The organism is Caballeronia sp. LZ001 (assembly GCF_031450875.1).
Lineage (GTDB): Bacteria > Pseudomonadota > Gammaproteobacteria > Burkholderiales > Burkholderiaceae > Caballeronia.
Window position 1 is genome coordinate 157,980 of the sequence record NZ_JARTVX010000003.1, and the last position, 19,526, is coordinate 177,505.

A 19,526-nucleotide genomic window follows, 5' to 3' on the forward strand; every position below is an offset into this window, starting at 1 on the left:
GGCGTTCAGCCTCGTGCGGCGGCGATGGCCGGAAAAAGCGGCGCGGTCGCGGGATACTGTTTCGCGAAGTTCGCGTACAACTGCGTCTGCATTTCGTGACGCGCGGTCTCGCGGTCCGCGGGCGACATCGGGAAGAAGGTCATGCCGCGCTGCTTCAGTTCCTGCTCGACGCGCGCCGCCGTCTGCACGGCTACCGTGCGTTGCTTCGCCGTCGCATCCTGCGCGGCCTTCTGGAAGGCCGGCCGAAGATTCGCGGGAATCTTGTCGAGCGAGCGGCGGCCCATCACGACGACGAGCGGGCTGAACACGTGCTGCGTCTGCCAGCACGACTTCACCACTTCGTCGTATTTGCTCGCGAGCACGGTCGCGCAGTCGTGCTCGAAGCCGTCGACTACACCGGTTTGCGCCGCCATGTACAACTCGCCGATGGGAATGGGCGTCGGCACCGCGCCCATCAGCTTGAACGTGTCCATGAAAGCGGGCGTGGGCAGCACGCGCAGTTTCACGCCCTTGATTTCCGCGAGCGAGTGCGCGGGCTTCTTCGTGAACACATTGCGGCCGCCGAACGAATAGCCCCACGTGATGACCGAGCAACCCGCGCGCTTTTGCAGCAGGCTGTCGAAGCTCTGGCCGACGCTGCCGTCCATCGCGCGGCCGACGTGATCGAAGTTATCGAAGACGTAACCCAGATCGAGCATGCCGAGTTCGGGCAGAACCGTTGCCCAGATGGACGAGCCCGTCACCATCATGTCGACCGCGCCGACCTTCACTTGCTGAACGACGTCGCTTTCCTTGCCGAGCTGATTGTTCGGAAAATAGTCGATGCAGATCTGCTCGCCCACGCTCGCCTTCAGGTTTTCAGCCAGGTACTGATACCAGACGTAATGCGCGGCGTTTTGATTCGCGGGCATCGACGACGAAAGCCGCAGCGCGACCGGCGCCTGCGCGCGTGCGAGCGACGGCAACGCACCGCCCGCCACCGCGAGCGAGGCCGCCGAGGCGGTTTGAAGGAAGCGTCGCCGGGATGTCGATTGCATGTCTTGTCTCCTGAGAGCCGCGGATCGCAGTGCGCTGGTCGCGGCTGTATCGATTTAGTGTATCGATACAGTAAACGGCGGGCGGATCTTCACCCATAGGGGTTATCCCGTTGATTCTGCCGCGCACCGGATGGTTCTCTACGCGTCGACTCGCACAGCGCTAGCCCGCTCGCTGCGTCCGGCAAGCACCCACACCGCCGACGCCACGAGCAACGCACTCACGCCCGCCACACCTAACGCAGCCGCGAACCCGCTCGCGAAACTCGCACGTGCGATCGCGACGACAGCCGCGTTGCCGCCCGCGCCCGCGTGTGCCAGATCGCCCGCAAGCACGCGCGAGAGGAAGGTTTCATCGAACGTGTGCATGAGGACAGGGAAACCGCTCGCATGCAGATCGAGCGCGCTTTTCGTGCGCGCCGCGAGCACCGCGCCGAGCACGCCCACCGACGTGACGATGGCCGTAAAGCGCGTCGTCGTGCTGATACCCGACGCCATGCCCGTGCGATGCGCCGGCACACACGCCATGATCGCCTTCTGGGTGTCGCCGTTGAGGATGCCCGCGCCGAGTCCGGTGACGATCATCGAGACCGCGATGAGCCCGTAATACGACATCGACGCGAACACGCCGTCAGCAGATTGCCCACGCCGATGGTCGCAAGCCCGAGCGTGAGCAGCGCCATTGCAGGCACGCGCTTGCCGAGCGCCGCGCCGAGATGCGGCCCGGCGATCATCGCGAGCGCGAACGGCAACATGCCGACGCCCGCGCGCACCGCGGTCAAGCCGAACGCGTTTTGCAGATAAAGCGGCAGGAACGTCATCATGACTTGCGCGCAGGCCGCGTAGCCGAACATGGCGAGCACGGCGGCGACGAAGCGCGATTCGCGAAACAGCGAGAGATCGATCATCGGATGCGCGCGCGAGCGTTGCACGCGCACGAACAAGACCAAGAGCGCCGCGCACGCGGCCAGGCGCGCTTTGGTGCGCCAGCTCGTCCAGCCATCGGCCTGACCGCCGATCAGCGCCCAGATGCCGAGCGAAAGCGACGCGGCAAAGATCGCGCTGCCGAGCAGGTCGAGCGATCCCGCATGCGGATTACGCGACTCGCGCATGCCGCGCCACGCGCACCACGCGAGCAGCGCGCAGATCGGCAGGTTCATGAGGAAGATCCAACGCCAGCCGAACCATTGCGTGATCGCGCCGCCGACGAGTGGCGCGACGGTCGTCGAAATACCCATGCAGGTGCCCCAGATCGCCCATGCACGAGCGCGCGCCGCGCCTTCGTGGAAGGTGTTGGCGATGATCGCGAGCGCGGACGTGAGCAGCATTGCCGCGCCGACGCCCTTCGCCGCGCGCGCCAGATTCAGCGCGAACGCGGAAGGCGCGAGGCCGCAGCCGAGCGAGGCCAGCGCGAACGCCGCGAGCCCGGCGATCAGCATCTTCTTTCTGCCGATGCGGTCGGCGAGCGCGCCCGCCGGCAGCAGACACGCGGCGAACGCGACCATGTAGGCGCTCACGACCCATTCGACATCGGCGAAACCGGCGTGGAAATCGCGCGCGATGGATGGCAGCGCCACGGCGACGACGTTGGTATCGAGCGTGATCAGCGCGCAAGTCGCCGATGCGGTGAGAAGCACGAAGCGCGCGGCGGACTGGTTCGGCGAGACATCGGCGGTGTCGGACATGGCGGGCGAATGTTGACGATGAAGCTATCGATGCTAGTGAGATCGCTCTTGTCTGTCATTGACATAGAATCGCTGAATAATTGATGCATTCGACAATACGAAGCGAGGCTCTCATGCCAGTGGAATTGCGCCATGTGCGCTGCTTTTTGAGCGTCGCGCGGCATCTGCATTTCACGCGTGCCGCCGATGAACTCGGCATTGCGCCACCCGCGCTCACGCGACGAATTCAGGAAGCGGAGCGGCTCCTTGGCGTGCGGCTTTTTCAGCGTACGAAGCGCTCGGTGGCGCTGACCGCGGCGGGCGAGGCGTATCTCGTCGAGGCATCGAGCGCGCTCGATCATCTCGCGCGCGGGGCCGAGCGCGCGGCGCTGGCGGAGCGCGGCGAGCTGGGCAGGATCGTGATCGGCTACGTCGGTTCGGCGGTTTATTCGGGCGTGCTGCAGACACACGTGCGCGGCTTTCGTGCGCGCTATCCGCAGGTTGCCATCGGTATCCGCGAGATCGTCATGCGCGAGGCGGGCGCGCTGCTCATCGACGGTCATATCGATATCGCTTACGTGCGGCCGCCCGTGCCTTATCCGGATGGCGTCGAGGTGCGCACGGTGCGTCGCGATGCGTTCATCGTCGCGCTGCCGGCCGATTCTCCGCTGACGCAATCGGAAACCATCACGCCCGCGCAACTGCGTGGTCAGTCGTTCGTGTTGCCGGAGCAGGAGTCCGGCACGCTCGAGGTTGGAAGACGCGGGCGCTTCGAGCCGCACATCGCCGGACAGCCGGGCACGCTGTCGGATGTGCTCGCGCATGTGTCGCTCGGCGGCGATGTGGCGGTCGTGCCACGATCGCTCGCGCAATGCGTGACGGTGCCGGGCGTTGAGTATCGCGAGATCGCGGGAAAGCCGGTGCCTTCGGAAGTCGCGGTGGTGTATCGGCGGTTCGAGAAAGGGGCGGCGGTGAAGGGGTTTTTGGAAATGGCTTCGAAGGCGTGAAGCGCATTTCCGGTTGCGTTGTTGGCTTTGCTTGGATGATCGATACATAAATGGGATTGGCCGATCGGGGTAGTTTTCTGATCAGGCGTCAAGATCGAAAACTGGCTCGACGGTCCCGCTTGAGATCCGCGTCCTGACGCAAGAGCCTTGCGGCCTCACACTGTCCTAACTCTTCGCGCCCAGACTTCCCCTCACACGCTGCATGACAGGAGGGGAAAATGAAGATCGAACCGACACCCATCGCAGGCGCATCGCTCGTCGACATCGACATCGGGCGCGACGCACCCGTGATCGATACCGCGCCCACCTTGCCCGACACGCAAGCGACGGCCATGTCTTACGAAGCGCTGCTGCCCTATCTGCTGTTGCCGATCGCAGGCGCTTACTAAGCGAACAAGCCATGTTCGAACGAGACGGCGCCACTTACGCGTTTCACCACGTCTGCATTCCGATCACATCGACATGAAGCCGTCGTAAAGACGCTGAACGAGGAAGACTCGGCGCGCCGCACGGTCGTGCGTCGCGCTTGACCTGTGCTTTTTCAGCGCCTATACAGGACGTTCACCGCGCGCATCGCACGATGCCGCCTCGATCGAGACCGGAGTCCAGAGTGACGATAACCACAAGATTCAAGCCGCCAGTCCCGCTGACTTTCACATTGCCGCTCGCCCTGAGTCTCGCGCTCGCGGCCTGCGCAACCGACTCTTCCGCTCCGCCACCGCCCGGCACCGTCACGACGACGCTGCCATCGGGCGGCGTCTACAAAGGGACAATCGACAACGGTCAGGCCGATGCCACGCTGCTCGTGCTCTTCGATGGCTCGGCGTATCTCTTCTACGGCACTCCGAACGACACGCGCGGCACGAACCTGTCGGGCGTCGCCATCGCCACGGGCGGCACGCAGACGAGCGACGGCAAGTTCGCGAGCACCTCGGCGTTCGACTATCGCGTGGGCCGGGCGCCCGCCACCGCCGCCAACTTCAGCGCAAACTTCGCGCAAGCGCCGGCCGTAAGCGGCACGGTCGCAAGCAAAAACGGCGGCGCGGGCCTCGCCTTCAACGTGAACGCCGCGCCGATGCTCGACACCGGACCGAGCCTCGCCAACGCGGGCGGTCTTTACAGCGGCCGCGGAATGTCGCTCGGAGGCGCGACGACCACGCGCATCACCGTCGCCGCCGATGGCTACGCCGCCGGCACGACGAGCGCCGGTTGCATCTTCAAGGGAACGGTGGCACCGCGTCCCGGCGCGAACGCCTACGACGTCTCGGTGACGTTCGGCCCCGCGCCCTGCCCGCTGCCCGACGCGACCGTCAAGGGCGCCGCCGTGCTCGACGGCCCGCGCCTGCTGGTCGCGCTGCCGAGCCCCGACCGTGCCAACGTCTTTCTCTTCGATGGCAGGAAATAGCTGCCGACGCTTTTTATCAGCGCGTGAAAAAAGCCGGCTCGCTGCTTGCAGCGGGCGATTCGTATTCTAAGATTGTTGCTACCGTAGGCAGCGGCGTCGTGATACGCGTGCTTGGTCGAGGTTCGCGTGACGCCGTCTCCTTCGGCGAGAGTCATCAGTCGTGTTGTTCAGTGAGGTTCAATAAGCCGTAACAACAAGGAGACAACCAGATGAACGCAACGCTCAAGCTTTTGCCGTTGGCGGTCGGCGCCATGCTCGCCTGCCTGCCGTATGCGAACGCCGCGCAAGACAATCTCAATTCGCTGTCCAACTTCAAGCAGACCGGCACGAGTCAGGCCGAAAAGGTGCCGCAAGGCGGCCAGACCGCCGACGCGCTGCGCGAAAATCTCAAGCAAATCAAACTGCCGCCAGGCTTCAAGATCGACCTGTATGCAATCGTGCCGGAAGCGCGGCACATGGCTATCGAGCCTTCGACGGGCGTGGTGTTCGTCGGCACGCGCAAGAATCGCGTATGGCAGGTGACGGATCGAACCAAAAGGCGCGTCGCGGATGACGTCGTTCAATTCGCCTCGTCGGTCACGTTCAAGGTGCCGAACGGCGTCTGCTTCTCGCCGGATGGCGTGCTTTACGTGGTCGAGCAGAATCGCGTGCTCGGTTTCCCGGCGGCCCAGTTCTTCGGCGACGGCGGGCCGGACGTGGCCGCGGCGGTCGTCGTGCCGCAAGGCAAGCTGATCCCGGCGACGTTCGAGAGCTTCAATCACGGCGCGCGCGCGTGCCGTATCGGGCCTGACAAGAAGCTATACATCGCGCTCGGCCAGCCGTGGAACGTGCCGCCGAAAGACAAACTCGCCGATATCGACAAGAACGGGCTCGCGGGCATCATCCGTCTGGATCAAGACGGCAAGAACCGCGAAACCTACGCGCACGGCGTGCGTAATTCGGTCGGCCTCGACTTCAATCCGAAGGACAAGACGCTCTGGTTCACCGACAACCAGGTCGACGGCATGGGCGACGACATTCCTCCGGGCGAACTGAACCGCGCGACCAAGGCGGGCGAGAACTTCGGCTTCCCGTGGTACGGCGGCGGCAAGGTGCGGACCGTCGACTACAAGGATCAGAATCCGCCGGCGAACCTGGTGTATCCGCAAGTCGAATTCGCGGCGCACGCGGCCGACCTCGGCATGTCGTTCTATAACGCGAAGACGTTCCCGGACAAGTACCAGGGCGGCATCTTCGTCGCGGAACACGGTTCGTGGAATCGCACGAAGCCGATCGGCGCACGCATCATGTACGTGCCCGTCAAGGACGACGGCACGGCGGGCGAACCGGAAGTCTTCGCGGATGGCTGGCTCACTTCGAGCGGCGAGTACATGGGACGCCCGGTCGATGTCCAGGTATTGCAGGACGGCTCGCTGCTGGTATCCGACGACTATGCCGGCGCCATCTATCGTATTTCGTATTCGGGGTCGAAGTGATGCGGCCGGCGCAGACAGCCGTGGTGGCGAGCCTGATGCTGGCGGTATCCAGCGTCGCGCTCGCAGCGGGCGATATCAAGGCGGGGCGCGCGAAGGCGGCGCAGTGTCAGGCGTGCCACGGGCTCGACGGCATGTCGAAGCTGCCGGAAGCGCCCAACCTCGCGGGGCAGACGGAGGAGTACCTCGTGAAGGCGCTGACCGACTTTCACACGGGCGCGCGCCAGAACGAAATGATGTCGATGGTCGCGAAACCCTTGTCCGAGGCGGATATCGCCAATCTCGCGGCGTACTACCACAGTCTCGGCAAGCAATGACCGAAGCAGACTTGCTTGACGATGCCCTTCCCCAGCGCAAATTTTTTGGTTTGACGCTTGACTTGGATGGGTAAGGGTTTATACTAAGCTTTGTCTCCTCCATGTCTCAACCGATATGGATTCAAGCCCGCTCAATGCAGCGGGCTTTTTTTTCGCCCGCTTGCGGCGCTTACGCACGTCTCACCACCGAAGCGCACCCCCGCGCGCCTCGTTCCCCGCATTGACTGTTGGTCTCCCCTGCGCTTTTCCGCGCGGTGAATTTTCGTTCGTATCGAACATCGAACCTATTGGCCCCGCTCGCCTGGACGCCTTCGCGTCTCATCGTATGTGGTCTCCCCAGCGCTTCCCGTGCGCCGGTTGGGGTTTTCGTTTCCAGGCGCCCCCGGCCCTGGTTGTCCACAGATCTTCTGCACAAGCCTGTGGATATCGTTATGGAAATCAGTGCAACGTGTTGATTCGAAACCGCTAACCGGGTGCGCCTTTGCATCGCGCGGCGCGCCTCGATTAGTGTCAGTCTGCGTCTGTCACGCACGACGCCAGCATCGTCGTCATGCGATTCAATTCGCTGCTGAAGAAAGTGTGCGGCGCGGTCGCTACGCTGAGTTCGTCGGCGGCCGAGCGCGGCATCGCGAATACGATCGTGCCCGTTGCCACGAGCGCGACGATCATCGATAAGAGCCAGGAGAAGACGTACATCGCCAGTTACCTCGTCTGTCTGATTTGCGCTCGCAAACGTGAGCGCCTGATGAGCAGATTAAGGTTCGATGGCGTTCTGCACAGCCCCGCGGATGGGGGGACGTGAAGGAGGGACGACGTGCGCCCGCTTTCGTACGTCGAGCCGGAAGGCTGCTAGCGCGAGCCGAACGGCCGCATATCCGGCGATGGATCGGGCGACACGCCCTGCGCGACAGCCGCGTCGCTTTGCGCGCGCATGGCTCGCTGGAAACCATCGCGTTCGCGCAATCGGGACCAATAGCGCGCGATCGGCTCCGCGAAGCGTTCGTGCAAACCGATATGCTCCGCGAGCATCAACGCATAACCAACCGAGATATCCGCGGCCGTGAACCGCCCCGCGCACAAAAAAGCCTCGCGCTCCAGCAGCGGCACGAGCGTGCGCAGACGCGCATGAAACCACTTGGCGTAATCCTCGGCGACTTGCGGCTGCCGGCGCTCGGGCGGCTCCAGATGCGTGTAACGCAAGACGAGCGTCTGTGGAAACGTGAGCGTCGCCTCGCCGAAGTGCAGGAAGTTGAGATAGCGGCCGAAGTCCGCTTTGTGCGAAGCGACATCAAGGGCGCCGGGCGAATAACGCGCCGCAAGATACTGACAAATCGCGGCCGATTCGGTCATGAAAAGCGCGTCGTCATTGAAGGCCGGAATCGTACCGAGCGGGTTCACTTGCATGAACTCGCGCGCCACCACACGCGGCGGAAACGGCAGCATCTTCAGTTGGTACGGCACGCCGATTTCCTCGAGCGCCCAAAGCGGCCGGAACGACCGCGCGCTCACGCAATAATGCAGCGTGATCATCGCGTCACCCGAGCCATGACGGCTTGCGCTTTTCGAGGAAGCTCTGCACGCCCTCGCGCCCTTCGTCCGATGCCCGAATGCGCGCGATGCGTTCGGCCGTATCGGAGATCAACGAATCGTCGATGACCTTGCCCGCGAGTTCCGACACCAGCCGCTTGCACTCGCCCACGGCGTTCGGGCTGTTGGACGCGATGTTGTTCGCCATTGCATCGACGGTTCGATCGAGCTCGCCGCTCGTCGTCAGTTGATGCACGAAGCCGATACGCAGCGCTTCCGTCGCATCGAAACGCTCGGCCGTCACGAAGTAGCGATGCGCGGCGCGCGCGCCCATCGCGCGAATGACGTAAGGCGCGATGGTCGCGGGCATGAGCCCGAGCTTCGCCTCCGATAGGCAGAAGTTCGCGCTGTCCACGCTCACCGCGATATCGCACGCGGCGACGAGGCCCATGCCGCCCGCGTAGGCATCGCCCTGCACGCTGGCGATCACCGGCTTCGCGCTCGTGTAGATGGTGTTGAGCATGGTCGCAAGCCCGAGCGCGTCCGCGCGGTTTTCCGCCTCCGAATAACCGGCCATGCGCTTCATATAGTTGAGGTCGGCGCCCGCGCAAAAGGCCGGGCCGTTCGCCGCGAGCACGATGACGCGCACGCTCGTGTCGTCGTTGAGCGCGCGAAAGGCGGCAGTCAGTTCGACGATGGTCGCGTCGTCGAAGGCGTTGCGTACATCGGCGCGATCCAGCGTCACACGGGCGACGTGTCCCGTCACCGAGAGCTTGATGCGTTGCAGATTCATGGCGTCGGACATGTCCTTGTCTCCTTATGCTTGCCGCCGAAAGTTGAGCCGTGCTCAGTTCCAGGCGGATGAGTTGCAAAGTTTCGGCGAACATCGCGGCGGCGGTCAATCGATTTTCATGAGTCTCACTCACACGAAATCATCCGAGGAGACCCATACTCGTCATGTGACGCAGCGAGCATGCCCGAACGCAATATAGTCGTATATATTACGGTGCTCGCCGGATTGCATGACCGCGCGAAGATCCAAGACCAGCATCGCGCAATCCGGTGCAGCCAATAAAACAGAACCCAAGGAGCTTTACGTGAAGACTCGTTTGTTGCGCACTTTGCTTTCGTTGGCGGTGGGCTTCGCCGCTTCGTCGGCGTTTGCAGGCGAAGTGCAGATCGCCGTGGCGGCCAATTTCACGGCGCCCGTGCAGGCCATTGCAGCGGACTTCGAAAAGGATACCGGCAACAAGGTCGTCGCTTCGTTCGGCGCGACGGGTCAGTTCTATGCGCAGATCAAGAACGGCGCGCCCTTCGAAGTATTCCTCGCCGCCGACGACACCACGCCCGCCAAGCTCGAAAGCGAAGGCATGACGGTGCCGGGAAGCCGCTTCACTTACGCGACCGGGGCGCTCGCGTTGTGGTCGGCGAAGGAAGGTTACGTCGACGACAAAGGCGAAGTGCTGAAGAAGAACCAGTTCACGCATCTGGCGATCGCCAATCCGAAAGCCGCGCCGTACGGACTTGCCGCCACGCAGACGCTCGACAAGCTCGGGCTCACGCAGGCGGTGGCATCGAAGATCGTCGAAGGGCAGAGCATCTCGCAAGCGCAGCAGTTCATCGCGACGGGCAATGCCGAACTCGGCTTCGTCGCGCTCTCGCAGATCTACAAGAACGGCAAGATCACGAGCGGTTCGGCGTGGATCGTGCCGGAATCGCTGCACGAGCCGATCAAGCAAGACGCGGTCATTCTCAACAAGGGCAAGGACAATCCGGTCGCGAAGCAGTTCGAGGATTACCTCAAGGGACCGAAGGCCGCCGAGATGATCCGCTCGTTCGGCTATCAGCTCTGATTGTTCGCGATGCCGCTCGATAGCGCCGATCTCCAGGCCATCACGCTGACGCTCGAACTGGCGTCGCTGGCGACGGCGCTTCTGCTCGTCATCGGCACGCCTGTCGCGTGGTGGCTATCGCGCACGCGCTCGCGGGCGAAGGGTGTCGTCGGCGCGGTGGTGGCGTTGCCGCTCGTGCTGCCGCCTACCGTCATCGGCTTTTATCTGCTCGTGCTGATGGGGCCGAACGGTTACGTCGGCAAGCTCACTCAGGCGTCGGGCATCGGCCTCTTGCCCTTCACGTTCGCGGGGCTCGTAATCGGCTCGGTCATCTATTCGATGCCGTTCGTCGTGCAGCCACTGCAGAACGCGTTCGAAGCCATCGGCAGCCGTCCGCTCGAAGCCGCCGCGACCTTGCGCGCGGGACCGTGGGACACGTTTTTCACTGTCGTGTTGCCGCTTGCGCGGCCGGGCATCATCACCGCGACGATCCTCGGTTTTGCGCACACGGTCGGCGAATTCGGCGTCGTGCTGATGATAGGCGGCAATATTCCCGGGCGCACGCGCGTGGTTTCCGTGCAGATCTTCGATCACGTCGAAGCGCTCGAATACGCGCAGGCGCACTGGCTCGCGGGCGGCATGGTGCTGTTCTCGTTCATCGTGCTGTTGCTGCTCTATTCGAGCCGTCGATCGGCGGCGGTGCATGCCTGAAATCTCATCGACCGGTCAGGCCATCGAGGCGCGCTTTCTCGTCGAACAAGGCCGCTTCACGCTCGATGTCGATCTGCGCTTGCCGGGACGCGGCGTGACCGCGCTCTTCGGCCATTCGGGTTCCGGCAAGACCACGCTGCTGCGCTGTCTCGCGGGACTCGCACGGCCGCGCGCGGGAAGGCTCGTCGTCAATGGCGAACTGTGGCTCGATACCGACCGCAACGTTTTTCTGCCGACGCACAAGCGTCCGCTCGGCTACGTTTTTCAGGAAGCCAGTCTCTTTGCGCATTTGAGCGTGCGCAAGAATCTTCGCTATGGGTTCGATCGCGTGGCGGCACGCGAGCGACGCGTCGACCTGGAACAGGCGGCGGAACTGCTTGGCATCGGGCATCTGCTGGAGCGCGATCCGGGCGGATTGTCGGGCGGCGAACGCCAGCGCGTGGGCATTGCGCGGGCGCTGTTGACGAGTCCGCGTCTATTGCTTCTCGACGAACCGCTCGCCGCGCTCGATCAAAAGCGCAAGCTCGAAATCCTGCCGTATCTCGAACGTCTGCACGACGAACTCGATATCCCCGTGCTGTACGTGACCCACGCGCCCGAGGAAGTCGCGCGCCTCGCGGATCACCTCGTTCTGCTCGAAGCCGGCCGCGCGCTGGCAAGCGGCGCAATTGCCGATACGCTCGCGCGGCTCGATCTGCCGCTCGCGCTCGCCGACGATGCATCGGTGGTGCTGGAAGGCATCGTCGCCGATCACGATGCGCGTTATGGTTTGCTGTCGCTCGCGCTGCCGGGCGGCCGCGCCTCGCTCACCGTCGTGCATGCGCCAGTCGAACGAGGCCGCGCGATGCGTGTCGCCGTGAAAGCGCGCGACGTAAGCCTGATCGCCGGCAATGAACCGCACACGTCGAGCAGCGTTCTCAATCTGCTGCCCGCAGTCGTGTTCGACATCGCCGACGATGCGGACCCCGCGCAAGTCGTCGTGCGCCTCGACGTGGACGGCTCGCCGCTCCTCGCGCGCATCACGCGTTATTCGCTGGACCGGCTGGAGATTGTCGCGGGCGTGCGGGTCTGGGCGCAGGTAAAGGCCGTCTCGCTGCTCGCCTGATCGCGGCGCTCTTTCAGCGCGGCGTATTGCAGCAGCATGATGGTCTTGCCGTCCGCGATTTCTCCGCTGTCGATCATGGCCAGCGCTTTCTCCAACGGCACCTCGATCACTTCGATTTCCTCGCCTTCGTCCTCCACGCCGCCGCCGTCACTGACGCGCATGGAGCCGTCGTATTCGCCGAGATAAAAGTAGAGTTTCTCCGTCACCGATCCGGGGCTCATGAACGCCTCGAAGATCTTTTCGACGTGCTGCACGCGATACCCGGTTTCCTCCTCGACTTCGGCGCGAATGCGTTCTTCCGGCGTCGAGTTGTCGAGCAGGCCACCAGGCGCTTCGATCAACATGCCGTCGTGGCCGTTGACGAAAGCCGGCATGCGAAATTGGCGCGTCAGGAGCACGTGGCCGTTATGCCGGTTACGCAGCAAGATGGTCGCGCCGTTGCCGCGATCGTAGGTCTCACGGCTCTGGCGCTGCCACGTGCCGTCGCGGCGCAGAAAGTCGAAAGTCACCTTTCTCAGCACGTACCAGTCGTCGGATAAAACAGCGGTATCGAGCACGCGTACTCGTTCCTTGGTCTCAGTCATTGCAGTCTTCCATGGCGTGGTGGTGGCTTCCATGGTAACGTGCAGTTTCGTGCAGTTACAAGCAAATTCGTGCAACGATCATGCTCACGAGTCAACGCAAGAAAACAATCCTCGACGCCCTCTCGCGCGACGGTCAGGTGCTCGCCAGCGAGTTGAGCGCGAGCTTCGGCGTGTCGGAAGACACGGTGCGCCGCGATCTACGCGAGTTGGCTGCGGAAGGTCTGCTGCAACGCGTGCACGGCGGCGCCCTGCCCGCTTCTCCGGCCGTGGCGCCGTTTGCGCGTCGGCAGGAAATGGAATCGGAGGCGAAGCGCCGTATCGCGCGGCGCGCCGTTGAGATGATCGAACCGGGGCAAATCGTGATCGTCGATGGCGGCACGACTTCGGCCTTGCTCGTGCAGCAACTTCCCGCGAGCCTCGCGGTTACGATCGTCACGCATAGTCCGAGCGTGGCCGTCGCGCTCGCCGAACACGCGACGGTGGAAGTCGTGCTGATCGGCGGCAAGCTTTTCAAGCATTCCATCGTCACGGTCGGCGCGGCGGCCGTCGAAGCGATGTCGCATATCCACGCCGATCTGTATTTCATGGGCGTCACGGGCGTTCATCCCACTGCCGGGCTGACCACCGGCGATTTCGAGGAAGCGCATATCAAGCGCGCGCTTGCGGCGCGCGCGGCGGAGACCGTCGTGCTCGCGTCTGCCGCCAAGCTCAACGCGGCATCGCCATACCGTATCGGCGATATCGAGCTTGCACAGACGGTCATCGTCGAAAGTGCGACGGATGCACGTCTCACCGATCCCATCGAACAAGCAGGCGTGACCATCCTTCGCGCCTGATCGATGCCGCAACTTGTTACGGGGTAACGCGCCGAAAGATTCATCGGGAGAGCCGTAATTGAATTTCCTCCGCAACTGGAATAGCGTAGAAAAATACGCCAAACGCGGTCCGGGCAGGAATTGTCCATGCTGTACGGGTAACGGGTCAGGCGATAATTTTTGGAGAAATGTCGTGAATCGCGTGAAGGCTCTCATCGCGTTGTCGGCGCTTGCCGCGGCGGGTTTCGCCGCCACGGCGCACGCGGGCGGTCACGTCGGCGTGTTTATCGGCGGGCCGCTGTACTACCCGTATCCGGTGGCGCCCGTGCCGTACTACTATGCGCCGCCGCAGGTCATCGTTCCGGCGCCCGCCGCGCCGACCACTTATGTCGAGCAAGGCCAGCCCGACCAATCACAGGCTCAGGCTCAGTCGGGCGGCACCTGGTATTACTGCGAGGGATCGCGCACGTACTACCCGTATGTCAAGCAGTGTCCCGGTGGATGGCGCGAAGTTCCGGCGCAACCCCCGCCGCCATCGAATTGAATCGAAGCTGGCTTTTATGAATACTCGCAGGCTCGTTATTTTTCTCGCGCTCTCAGGCTTGGGTCTGTCCGCGTGCACGGTCATGCCGACCGGACCCAGCGTGATGGCGCTGCCCGGCACCGGCAAGACCTTCGACCAGTTCCGCGCGGACGACGCATCGTGCCGTCAGTTCGCGTTTCAGCAAACGGGCGGCGTCACCGCAGATCAGGCCGCGACGAACAGCGCGGTGGGGAGCGCCGTGGTTGGGACCGCCATCGGCGCGGCAGCGGGCGCGGCGTTCGGCGGCGGCACGGGTGCGGCTATCGGCGCGGGCGCGGGATTGTTGACCGGCAGCGCGGTCGGCATGGGCGCGGCGCAAACGTCGGGCTACGGCGTGCAGCGCCGCTACGACTACGCGTATCTGCAGTGCATGTACGCAGCGGGCGATCGTGTTCCGGTCGCAGGTCCGTTGCGCACGGCGCCACCGAACGGCGCGGCGTATTACGCGCCGCCACCGCCACCTCCGCCGGGCATGCCACCGCCTCCTCCGCCTTCGAGCTGACATCGACACGCGCCGCTTGAGCCTTCCTCAGCGGCGCTTTTTTTACGAAGGCATCGCATCTCAGAGACGCGGTTTCCATTGATCATCGTCGGGGCGCGCCAGTGCCGGCGCCACGATTCCCGGCGCCACGAGCAGTCCGGTCACCCAGCCGATATAAAACCGCAGATCGCTGAAGAACTCGGCTGTGTCGTAAAGGCGAAACGACTGCACGTGCGCGAGCCATAGCACGCATTGCACCGCGCCCGAGAGCACGAGCCACGCAAGCGCGATCACCGCGAGTGCCCGTGCGCAGCGGCGAAACGTGTCCGCATCCCACTGTTCGCGCACGATGATGCATCCCGAGATCAGCACGAGAATCGCCGGAATCACGCTCGTGACCAGCACGTGCGTCTGCCATTCGAAGAGCACGCCGGTCAGGTAGCTGAAGATCACGGCGAGCCCGGCTGCGGTCCACATCATCCAGACTGCCCCGCGCGCCGACATCCACGCAATCGTGATGACGAACGGGATCGCCGCCCATTGCAGCGCCTGTCCCACCGCCTTCGCGAGGTTCTCGCTGGCCTGTTCGTTCGAATGGCTCGCCGCTACATACACGGTGATCGCTTCGTGCACGCACACCGCGACGACCGCGAAGCTCAACGCTTCGCACGCGGCGAAGGCGGGCGATTTCTCCGCGCGATGCACGTGTCCCTGCAACCCGCGCAAGCGCTCCAGCAGCGGCTCGACGAAGAACGCGAGAATCGCGCCGATGAGCAACGCGGCGGCGGCATCCCTGAAGGAGAAATGTCCGAAGAGCGAGAACAGCCCTTGCCAGAGAAACTCGGGCGCGGCGGCGCACACCGCCACCCACAGCGCAAAAAAGAAACCGTTCGAAGCGAGTCTGAACGGCATGATGACCTCGATGGTCGATGAGCGCTGCGTTAGAGAGGAGCTTGCGGCAAATCGGCGGCCACGACGCGCGCCGCGATGGCATTTCGCACGCGCTCGCGCAGCCCGGGCGGCATGCCGAAACCTTCGTAGGCGAGCGCTTGCGCCACGGTCACGACCTTCATCTCTTCATAGCGCCGCCCGCTGCCGATGAGCGCCTCGAACGCATTGGCGCGCTCGTTGATCTCGATGGGATCGGCATCCACGAGCAGAACGGCGTGAGCCAGCACGGCATGGCGCGGTTGCTCGTCGAGGGACGACGACACGCGCCGCCAGTATTGCGCCGTGCCAGCGATCTTGCGCGCATCGTGGCCGGGACCCCAGGCGAGATTGAAGCGGCCATCGCAGAACGAGCCTTCGACCGTTTGCCAGTGCGTGAGCACGCCGAGGGTGTTGAGCGCATCCGCGATGATGCCGCACAGATGCAGATAGACCGGCTCGGCAAGCGCGCCCATCGGCGCGTGCACGGGATACGCGAGACTCAGATTGAGAATGCCGGGACCTTGTGGAACCAGCCCGCCGCCCGACAAACGCAGCCAGACGGGACAGCCGCGTCGCGCGAATTCATCGCGAGCATCGGCCAAAGGCGCATAACGCTGATAACTGCGCGGCACGATCAGCGAGCGCGGCGCTTCCCACAGATGCGCCACCGCATCGCCCGCTTTCGCGCGGTCGAGCAGCGCTTCCTCGGCTTGCAGCGGATTCCCGGGCAGCGTTTCGAAATCGAGCAATTCGAAGGGCATGGAGTGGATGTCAGGACGCGCGGTGACAGCGACATCGCACATAGTAGCGAAGAAGCGGGCGCGCGGCTGAGAACGCGCCGCCGCGACGGCGCGTTGCCTCGACCCTGCGCGCGATCAGACGCCCTTGCCCACATGCTCCTTCAACAACGCGTTGACCTCGTTGGCTTTCTCCATCTGGCTCATGTGCCCGGCATCGTCGAATACGCGCACGGTCGCATGCTTCGGCGCGTTTTCGGCATGCGCCGCCGGGATGATCTGGTCTTTCGCGCCCCAGATCACGAGCACCGGCTTGCCGCTTTCCGCAAGCTTTCTTCCGGGCTGACCGCTCTGGCTGCCACCGCCGAAGAGCGCGCCACCGAGCGCAGTCAGTGCTTCGCTCACGCCATCCAGACGCTTGTACTTGAGCAAGTCGTCGAGCATTTGGCGGCTGACGAGCTCCGGATTGGCGAACAGCAGCTCGACCACTGGCTTCAGTTCGCGACGCGATTGCGCGCTCACGAAACCCTCGGTGTACGCGTTGTTCACTTCATCGCCGAAACCGGAGGGCGACACGAGCGCGACCGATTGCACGCGCGCGGGCGCATCGACGGCGAGTTGCGCGGCGATGCCGCCGCCCATGGAGTGCCCGACGAGATGCGCCTTTTCGATATTCACCGCGTCCATGAAGTGCGCGACGAAGCGCGCGAGATCGGCGAGCGTCGTGCCCGGCACCTTGGGCGTCGATTGCCCGTGGCCCGGCAAATCGAGCGCGAACACGCGATTGTGTTCGGCGAGCGCGTCGAGATTGAAGAGCCAGTTGTCGAGATCGCCGCCAAAACCGTGGATGAACAGCACCGCGGACTTGCCCGCATCGTCGCCGCCGCGCGCGGCATAGCGCACGCGAATGCCGTCGACATCGACGAAGTGATATGCCGACGCCGCTTCGTCGCCCTCGCCTTCCTCGTCCGGCGGCGTTTCGTAGGACGACACATAGGCGTCGATATCGGCGTCGCTGACCTCGGCCGGCGCGAGCACGCCGAGGAGCGCTTTCACCGGCAGCGTGTCGCCCGCCGACGCAACCCTGCGGCGCAAGGTACCCGCGTCGGGCGCTTCCACCGCGTTGGCGATCTTGTCGGTTTCGACATCGAGAATCGGCATGCCGACGGCGATCTGCGCGCCCTCTTCCACGAGCCACTCGTTTACCGTGCCTTCTTTCATCGACAAGCCCCATTTGGGCATGACGATCGGTGTGATTGCGGGCATCAGTGCTTTCCTCCTTTCATCGTTTTACGCGCGGCGTCGGCGATTTGCGCGGCGCTCGGAATGTACAGATCTTCGAGCGTCGGCGAGAACGGCACGGGGGTGTGCGGCGGCGCGACCATTTCGATGGCCGCTTTCAGCGCGCCGAACGCTCGCTGCGCGACTTGCGCCGAAATATCCGTGGCGATGTTGCAGCGCGGACTCGCTTCATCGACGACGACGAGTCTTCCCGTGTTCTCGACCGTTTCGAGCACGGTGTCCATATCGAGCGGCGATAGCGAGCGCAGATCGACGATCTCGGCTTCGATGCCTTCCTTCGCGAGCGTCGCGGCCGCCTCCAGCGCGCGGTGCACCATCAACCCGTAAGTGACGATGGACACATCCTTGCCGTCGCGCACGATGTTGGCCTCGCCGAACGGAATGGCATATGAGTTCTCGGGCACTTCGCCTTCGAAACCGTAAAGGTTCTTGTGCTCGCAGAAGATGACCGGGTCGTTGTCGCGAATCGCCTGAATCAAGAGACCCTTGGTGTCGTAAGGCGTGGACGGACAGACGACCTTGAGACCGGGAATATGCGTGAAAAGCGGCGTCAGCATCTGGCTATGCTGAGCGGCCGCGCGAAAGCCCGCGCCGACCATCGCGCGAATCACGACGGGCGTTTCGGCCTTGCCGCCGAACATGTAGCGGAACTTGGCGGCCTGATTGAAGATCTGGTCGAAACACACGCCCATGAAGTCGATGAACATCAATTCCGCGATCGGCCGCATGCCGCACGCCGCCGCGCCGATTGCCGCGCCCACGTAAGCCGATTCGGAGAGCGGCGTGTCGAGCAGCCTGTCGCCGTGCTTGGCGTACAGTCCTTTCGTGACGCCCAGCACGCCGCCCCACGCGTCTTTCTCGCCGTCCGCGCCGGCGCCGCCGACGATATCCTCGCCAAGCAGAATCACGCTCGGATCGCGGGTCATTTCCTGGTCGATGGCTTCGTTGATCGCCATCTTCATGCTCAGTTTTCGGGCCATGATGATTTGTCTCGCTAAGTGTTTTGAATGGGCGATCAATACTTCACGTACACGTCGGTGAGCAGGTCGGCCGCGGCCGGCAGTGGCGCGTCCTTCGCTTCCTGCACGGCGCGGTCGATCAGCGCGGCGACTTCGCGGTCGATGGCATCGAGTTCGCCGGGAGAGATCACGTCGGCTTGCGTCACGGCATGCGCGAACTTCTTCAGGCAATCCTTGTTCGAGCGGATATCGTCGAGTTCGCCGGGCGCGCGGTACGTCTGCGCATCGCCTTCGAAGTGGCCGTAGAAGCGGATCATCTTGCATTCGAGCAGCGCCGGGCCGCCGCCTTCACGCGCTCGGCGGATCACTTCGCCCGCTGCTTCGTGCACCGCGAAAAAGTCGGTGCCATCCACCGTCACGCCGGGAATGCCGAAGCCCGCCGCGCGATCCACGTAGCTATCCACCGCCGTGCCGTAATCGCGCGCGGTCGATTCCGCGTAGCCGTTGTTCTCGATCACGAAGATCACCGGCAGATTCCACACCGCCGCGAGATTCAGGCTTTCGAGAAAGGTGCCCTGGTTCGACGCGCCATCGCCCGCGAAGGTGATGCCCACTTCGCCCTTGCCGCGAAACTTCGCCGCGAGCGCCGCGCCGCAGATCAACGGCGCGCCCGCACCGAGAATGCCGTTCGCGCCCATCATCCCTTTGGACAGGTCGGCGATATGCATGGAGCCGCCCTTGCCGTTGCACGAGCCGCCCTTTCTGCCGTAGATCTCTTTCATCATGGCGACGGGATCGACGCCTTTCGCGATGCAGTGCCCATGTCCGCGATGCGTGCTCGCAATGCGGTCGCCGTCGTTCAGGTGATGCATGATGCCGACGCCCGCCGCCTCTTCGCCCGCATAGAGATGGACGAAACCGGGGATGTCGCCGCGACCGAAATCGACGTGCAGACGCTCTTCGAAATCGCGGATCGTGCGCATCTTGCGGTAGACACTCAGCAGTTCTTCCTTCGATAACGGCAAGCCTCCCGCATGCTGCGGGGTTTGCGACGATGTCAT

The 19,526-nt window shown here is 63.9% G+C and carries 21 protein-coding genes and 1 pseudogene; 11 read left to right on the forward strand and 11 right to left on the reverse strand.

Translation table 11 applies throughout. From position 1 onward, the window contains the following. Positions 1-5 precede the first annotated feature (5 nt). Together P9292_RS05190 and P9292_RS05195 are read right to left on the reverse strand one after the other, a co-directional pair. Positions 6-1,037, reverse strand: a complete 1,032-nt coding sequence (locus P9292_RS05190) for a TRAP transporter substrate-binding protein (RefSeq protein ID WP_309958262.1) — start codon at positions 1,035-1,037, stop codon at positions 6-8. A gap of 138 nt (positions 1,038-1,175) precedes the next feature. Next, a pseudogene (locus P9292_RS05195) lies at positions 1,176-2,719 on the reverse strand (MFS transporter). Between the two features lie 113 nt (positions 2,720-2,832). Between P9292_RS05195 and P9292_RS05200 the strand changes: the two are divergent. The 5 genes from P9292_RS05200 (at position 2,833) to P9292_RS05220 (ending at position 6,899) form a co-directional block, all read left to right on the forward strand. Next, positions 2,833-3,705, forward strand: a complete 873-nt coding sequence (locus P9292_RS05200) for a LysR substrate-binding domain-containing protein (RefSeq protein ID WP_309958263.1) — start codon at positions 2,833-2,835, stop codon at positions 3,703-3,705. A 218-nt stretch (positions 3,706-3,923) separates the two neighbouring features. Beyond that, positions 3,924-4,094 carry a hypothetical protein gene (locus tag P9292_RS05205; RefSeq protein WP_244829849.1) on the forward strand — a complete coding sequence of 57 codons (171 nt, stop codon included), beginning with the start codon at positions 3,924-3,926 and terminating at the stop codon, positions 4,092-4,094. Between the two features lie 221 nt (positions 4,095-4,315). Continuing rightward, positions 4,316-5,110 carry a hypothetical protein gene (locus tag P9292_RS05210; RefSeq protein WP_250469004.1) on the forward strand — a complete coding sequence of 265 codons (795 nt, stop codon included), beginning with the start codon at positions 4,316-4,318 and terminating at the stop codon, positions 5,108-5,110. A gap of 209 nt (positions 5,111-5,319) precedes the next feature. Continuing rightward, a complete protein-coding gene (locus tag P9292_RS05215) occupies positions 5,320-6,585 on the forward strand; it encodes a sorbosone dehydrogenase family protein (RefSeq protein WP_244829851.1) in 1,266 nt (421 codons plus the stop codon). Continuing rightward, entirely contained in the window at positions 6,585-6,899 is a 315-nt protein-coding gene (locus tag P9292_RS05220; protein ID WP_250469002.1) for a cytochrome c, read from the forward strand. The genes P9292_RS05215 and P9292_RS05220 overlap by 1 nt, the downstream gene beginning before the upstream one ends. A gap of 510 nt (positions 6,900-7,409) precedes the next feature. Here P9292_RS05220 and P9292_RS05225 read toward each other — a convergent pair. The 3 genes from P9292_RS05225 to P9292_RS05235 all read right to left on the reverse strand — a co-directional run bounded on the left by P9292_RS05225 (position 7,410) and on the right by P9292_RS05235 (position 9,219). After that, positions 7,410-7,595, reverse strand: a complete 186-nt coding sequence (locus P9292_RS05225; RefSeq protein WP_250510881.1) for a hypothetical protein — start codon at positions 7,593-7,595, stop codon at positions 7,410-7,412. A 153-nt stretch (positions 7,596-7,748) separates the two neighbouring features. After that, positions 7,749-8,429, reverse strand: a complete 681-nt coding sequence (locus P9292_RS05230) for a glutathione S-transferase family protein (RefSeq protein WP_309958264.1) — start codon at positions 8,427-8,429, stop codon at positions 7,749-7,751. Between the two features lie 4 nt (positions 8,430-8,433). Then, positions 8,434-9,219 carry an enoyl-CoA hydratase/isomerase family protein gene (locus P9292_RS05235; protein WP_409015144.1) on the reverse strand — a complete coding sequence of 262 codons (786 nt, stop codon included), beginning with the start codon at positions 9,217-9,219 and terminating at the stop codon, positions 8,434-8,436. Between the two features lie 304 nt (positions 9,220-9,523). Here P9292_RS05235 and modA point away from each other — a divergent pair, with 304 nt between their 5' ends. Genes modA through modC form a run of 3 tightly spaced genes read left to right on the forward strand, consistent with a single transcriptional unit; the run spans position 9,524 to position 12,074 of the window. Then, positions 9,524-10,279 (forward strand): molybdate ABC transporter substrate-binding protein, encoded by a 756-nt coding sequence (modA, locus tag P9292_RS05240; protein ID WP_309958265.1) that lies wholly within the window; start codon positions 9,524-9,526, stop codon positions 10,277-10,279. 9 nt (positions 10,280-10,288) lie between these two features. Then, positions 10,289-10,969, forward strand: a complete 681-nt coding sequence (gene modB, locus P9292_RS05245) for a molybdate ABC transporter permease subunit (RefSeq protein WP_250510877.1) — start codon at positions 10,289-10,291, stop codon at positions 10,967-10,969. After that, positions 10,962-12,074 carry a molybdenum ABC transporter ATP-binding protein gene (gene modC, locus P9292_RS05250; protein ID WP_309958266.1) on the forward strand — a complete coding sequence of 371 codons (1,113 nt, stop codon included), beginning with the start codon at positions 10,962-10,964 and terminating at the stop codon, positions 12,072-12,074. Before modB ends, modC begins: the two co-directional genes overlap by 8 nt. Here the strand turns inward: modC and P9292_RS05255 are convergent. After that, positions 11,996-12,658, reverse strand: a complete 663-nt coding sequence (locus tag P9292_RS05255; protein ID WP_309846635.1) for an NUDIX domain-containing protein — start codon at positions 12,656-12,658, stop codon at positions 11,996-11,998. The two genes, modC and P9292_RS05255, sit on opposite strands and share 79 nt — an antisense overlap. Positions 12,659-12,738: 80 nt before the next feature. Here P9292_RS05255 and P9292_RS05260 point away from each other — a divergent pair, with 80 nt between their 5' ends. From P9292_RS05260 to P9292_RS05270, 3 genes are all read left to right on the forward strand, one after another. Then, positions 12,739-13,494 (forward strand): DeoR/GlpR family DNA-binding transcription regulator, encoded by a 756-nt coding sequence (locus P9292_RS05260; RefSeq protein WP_309958267.1) that lies wholly within the window; start codon positions 12,739-12,741, stop codon positions 13,492-13,494. A gap of 172 nt (positions 13,495-13,666) precedes the next feature. Continuing rightward, entirely contained in the window at positions 13,667-14,017 is a 351-nt protein-coding gene (locus P9292_RS05265; RefSeq protein WP_244829861.1) for a hypothetical protein, read from the forward strand. Between the two features lie 16 nt (positions 14,018-14,033). Further along, entirely contained in the window at positions 14,034-14,558 is a 525-nt protein-coding gene (locus tag P9292_RS05270) for a YMGG-like glycine zipper-containing protein (protein ID WP_244829862.1), read from the forward strand. A gap of 60 nt (positions 14,559-14,618) precedes the next feature. Here P9292_RS05270 and P9292_RS05275 read toward each other — a convergent pair whose 3' ends face one another. The 5 genes from P9292_RS05275 to P9292_RS05295 all read right to left on the reverse strand — a co-directional run bounded on the left by P9292_RS05275 (position 14,619) and on the right by P9292_RS05295 (position 19,526). Next, positions 14,619-15,449, reverse strand: coding sequence for a hypothetical protein (locus P9292_RS05275; protein WP_244829863.1), 831 nt, complete (start codon positions 15,447-15,449; stop codon positions 14,619-14,621). A gap of 29 nt (positions 15,450-15,478) precedes the next feature. Then, positions 15,479-16,228 (reverse strand): lipoyl protein ligase domain-containing protein, encoded by a 750-nt coding sequence (locus P9292_RS05280; protein WP_309958268.1) that lies wholly within the window; start codon positions 16,226-16,228, stop codon positions 15,479-15,481. A 114-nt stretch (positions 16,229-16,342) separates the two neighbouring features. Next, positions 16,343-17,470, reverse strand: a complete 1,128-nt coding sequence (locus P9292_RS05285; RefSeq protein WP_250528050.1) for an acetoin dehydrogenase dihydrolipoyllysine-residue acetyltransferase subunit — start codon at positions 17,468-17,470, stop codon at positions 16,343-16,345. Beyond that, positions 17,470-18,486 carry an alpha-ketoacid dehydrogenase subunit beta gene (locus tag P9292_RS05290; RefSeq protein ID WP_244829866.1) on the reverse strand — a complete coding sequence of 339 codons (1,017 nt, stop codon included), beginning with the start codon at positions 18,484-18,486 and terminating at the stop codon, positions 17,470-17,472. The genes P9292_RS05285 and P9292_RS05290 overlap by 1 nt, the downstream gene beginning before the upstream one ends. A gap of 35 nt (positions 18,487-18,521) precedes the next feature. Beyond that, on the reverse strand, positions 18,522-19,526 hold the full coding sequence (locus P9292_RS05295; protein WP_244829867.1) for a thiamine pyrophosphate-dependent dehydrogenase E1 component subunit alpha: 1,005 nt from the start codon (positions 19,524-19,526) through the stop codon (positions 18,522-18,524).